The sequence below is a fragment of the Bradyrhizobium sp. genome (assembly GCF_030697065.1).
In the GTDB taxonomy this organism is placed as follows: Bacteria; Pseudomonadota; Alphaproteobacteria; order Rhizobiales; family Xanthobacteraceae; genus Bradyrhizobium.
Window position 1 is genome coordinate 1 of sequence record NZ_JAUYQU010000202.1, and the last position, 3,655, is coordinate 3,655.

3 protein-coding genes are annotated in these 3,655 nt (G+C 64.8%); all 3 read left to right on the plus strand.

The window, feature by feature from the left end:
- Positions 1-908 (plus strand): AMP-binding protein (locus Q8R73_RS15960; protein ID WP_305720518.1); only part of this gene is annotated, 908 nt, incomplete at its 5' end.
- Between the two features lie 104 nt (positions 909-1,012).
- Positions 1,013-2,104, plus strand: a complete 1,092-nt coding sequence (locus tag Q8R73_RS15965; protein WP_305720519.1) for a DUF2855 family protein — start codon at positions 1,013-1,015, stop codon at positions 2,102-2,104.
- 97 nt (positions 2,105-2,201) lie between these two features.
- A partial coding sequence (locus Q8R73_RS15970) for an NAD(P)/FAD-dependent oxidoreductase (RefSeq protein ID WP_305720520.1) occupies positions 2,202-3,655 on the plus strand: 1,454 nt, incomplete at its 3' end.

The following is a 3,655-nucleotide window of genomic DNA, read 5'->3' on the forward strand; positions in this document are numbered from 1 at the left end:
CGCCGAACTCCTACGGCATGCTGGCGTTCCGCAACGGCTGCCGAATCGTGCTCGAGCCGCGCTTCGATCCCGAGGACCTGCTGCAGCTGATCGCGCGCCACCGCGTCACCCACATGCATATGGTGCCCACCATGTTCGTGCGGCTGTTGCGGCTGCCGGACGAGGTGAAACGCCGCTACGACCTCTCCTCGCTGCGCTTCGTCGTGCATGGCGCGGCGCCCTGCCCGCCGCATGTCAAGCGCGCGATGATCGACTGGTGGGGCCCAGTGGTGCACGAATATTTCGGCTCGACCGAAACCGGCATCCCGGTGTGGCACTCGGCGCAGGAAGCGCTGCAAAAGCCCGGCACCGTCGGCCGCGCCATCGAAGGCGGCATCGTGAAAATCTTCCGCGCCGATGGCGAAGAATGCGGCGTCGACGAGCCCGGCGAAATCTTCATGCGGCAGACCTCGGTGCCGGACTTCGACTATCATGGCAAGGCCGAGGCCCGCACCGAGGCCGGCCGCGACGGCCTCGTCAGTGTCGGCGACGTCGGCTATCTCGACGCCGACGGCTATCTGTTCCTGTGCGACCGCAAGCGCGACATGGTGATCTCGGGCGGCGTCAACATTTACCCGGCGGAGATCGAGAACGCGCTGATCGGCATGGCCGGCGTGCGCGACTGCGCGGTGTTCGGCGTTCCCGACGATGAATTCGGCGAACGGCTGTTCGCCTGCATCGAACCGGAGCCGGAGGCGGCGCTGTCACTCGGCGCAGTCCAGGATTTCCTGCGCGGAAAGCTCGCCAACTTCAAGGTGCCCAGGGACATCCAGTTTCTCGACGCGCTGCCGCGCGAGGCCAGCGGCAAGATCTTCAAAGGCAAACTTCGCGATCTCTATCGGGAAGGTGGACTGCGCGCCGCCACCTGACCGGAGCCGGAAACCAAACGCCGTTTTAAACGTCACGCCTGTTGCAAAACGGTCATCGACGGCGACAATGATCGCGGACGGGAAAACCAGCCGGGATCGAACGGATGAAATCCACCGACTTCATCGTTGCACGCGATGACCTGCAGCAATGCAAGGTGATCGAGACGGAATTGCCCGACGCCGCGGCGCTGCCCGACGACGCCCTGCTGGTCCGCATCGAGCGCTTTGCCTTCACCGCCAACAACATCACCTATGCCGTGCTCGGCGTCGCACTGAAGTACTGGCAGCTGTTTCCGGCGCCGGCTGGTTTCGGCAATATTCCGGTGTGGGGATTTGGCGAGGTGATCGGCACGCGCCATCCGGATATCGCAGTCGGGGAACGGCTGTTCGGTTATTTTCCGATGGCGACGCATCTGGTGATCGAGGCCGCCGACGTTAGCAAGCGCGGCCTGCGCGACGCCGCGGCGCATCGGCAAGGCGTGGCGCCGGTCTACAATGCCTATGCCCGCATCAGCGGCGATCCCGCCTTCGCCGGGCGGCAGGGCGACTATCAGGCGCTGCTGCGGCCGCTGTTCATGCTGTCGTTTCTGGTCGACGATTATCTCGCCGAGAACGCCTTCTTCGGCGCGCGCAGCGTGCTGCTCTCCAGCGCTTCCAGCAAGACCGCGTTCGGGCTGGCGCATCTGCTGCATACGCTGCGCAAGGATATCAAGGTGATCGGGCTGACCTCGGCTTCGAACCTGGAATTCGTGAAATCGCTCGGCTGTTACGACGAGGTCGTGACCTATGACCGTGTAAGCTCGCTGCCGGCGGATTCGCCGGTCGCCTATGTCGACATGGCGGGCAACAGCGCGTTGCGGGAAACGCTGCACCGCCATTTCGGCGAGCAGATGAAATATTCCGGCCGGCTCGGGCTCACCCATCGCAGGTCCCAGCCGGATGAGCCGGCCTTGCCGGGCGCCAAGCCCGCCTGGTTCTTCGCGCCCGACCAGATCCGCAAGCGCGCCAGGGAATGGGGTCCCGGCGGCATCGACGTCAGGTTCGGCGCGGCGTGGACCGGCTTCGCTCCGATGCTGGACCGCTGGCTCGCCGTGACCGAAGGTCGCGGGCTGGCAGCGGTACAACGGGTCTATCTCGACACGCTGAACGGCGGCATCCCGCCGAAACAGGGCCATATCCTGTCGCTGGCGGAATAGCCGGCATCTCATCGCGCCCTTTCAGCCCGATCCCGAATGGGTATAGGGTCCGTTCAAGGGAAACCGCCGCACAGACGGCCGGTACAGAGAAACGCGCATGCTCGACAAAACGGACGATATTTCGATCGCTACAGGCGGTTGGCTGGCGCAATTCGAAGATGCGCTGGCGAAGCCCGACGATGGGTCGCTGAAAAACCTGTTTCACCCTGACAGCTATTGGCGCGACGTGCTGGCCTTGAGCTGGACGCTGCAGACCGTCAACGGCCGCGACGCTATCCTCAAGACGCTGACATCGCAGGCCGCGGAGGCCGCTCCCTCGGGCTTCGCCATTGATCCCGACCGCGCCGCGCCGCGCCGCGTGATGCGCGCCGGCACCAACTGCATCGAGGCGATCTTCCGGTTCGAGACAGCGGTCGGCCGCGGCGATGGCATCGTGCGGCTGATTCCGGATGCCGGCGACGGCAACCAGCTGAAGGCCTGGACGCTGCTGACCGCGCTCGAGGAGTTGAAGGGCTTCGAAGAGCAACTCGGCGCCGCGCGCCCCCGCGGCAGCGCCTATTCGCGCGATTTTCGCGGCCCCAACTGGCTCGACCTGCGCAAGGCCTCGGCCGACTATGCCGACCGCGACCCGACGGTGCTGGTGATCGGCGGCGGCCAATCCGGACTGTGCATCGCCGCACGGCTGAAGCAATTGCAGGTCGACACCCTGATCGTCGACCGCGAGGAACGGATCGGCGACAACTGGCGCAAGCGCTACCACGCCCTGACGCTGCATAACCAGGTGCAGGTCAATCACCTGCCCTACATGCTGTTTCCGCCGAACTGGCCGACCTACATTCCGAAGGACAAGCTCGCCAACTGGTTCGAATCCTACGTCGACGGCATGGAGCTGAATTTCTGGACCGGCACGGAGTTCGAGGGCGGCAGCTACGACGAGCAGGCAGCCCGCTGGACCGTGACGCTGCGCCGGGCCGACGGCAGCAAACGCACCATGCATCCGCGCCATGTCGTGCTGGCCACCGGCGTCAGCGGCATTCCGAGCCTGCCCGACATCCCCTCCCTGAAAAATTTCGCCGGCACGGTGATTCATTCCAGCCAGTACACCGACGGCGAGGAATGGAAGGGCAGGAAGGCGATCGTCATCGGCACCGGCAACAGCGGCCACGACATCGCGCAGGACCTGCATTCCAGCGGCGCCGAGGTGACGATGGTGCAGCGATCCTCGACGCTGGTGGTCAGCATCGAGCCGTCGGCGCAACTGGTCTATTCGCCCTACAATGAAGGCACGCTGGACGATAACGACCTGATCGCGACCTCGATGCCGCTTGCGCTGACGCGCAAGAGCCATGCGCTGACCTGCGACAAATCCAGGGAGCTCGACAAGGACCTGCTCGCGGGGCTGGAGCGCGTCGGCTTCAAGCTGGATTTCGGCGAGCACAACACCGGCTGGCAGTTCCAATACGTGACCCGCGGCGGCGGCTACTACTTCAAAGTCGGCTGCTCCGACCTGATGATCAGGTGCGAGGACAGACTGAAGCAATATTACGACCT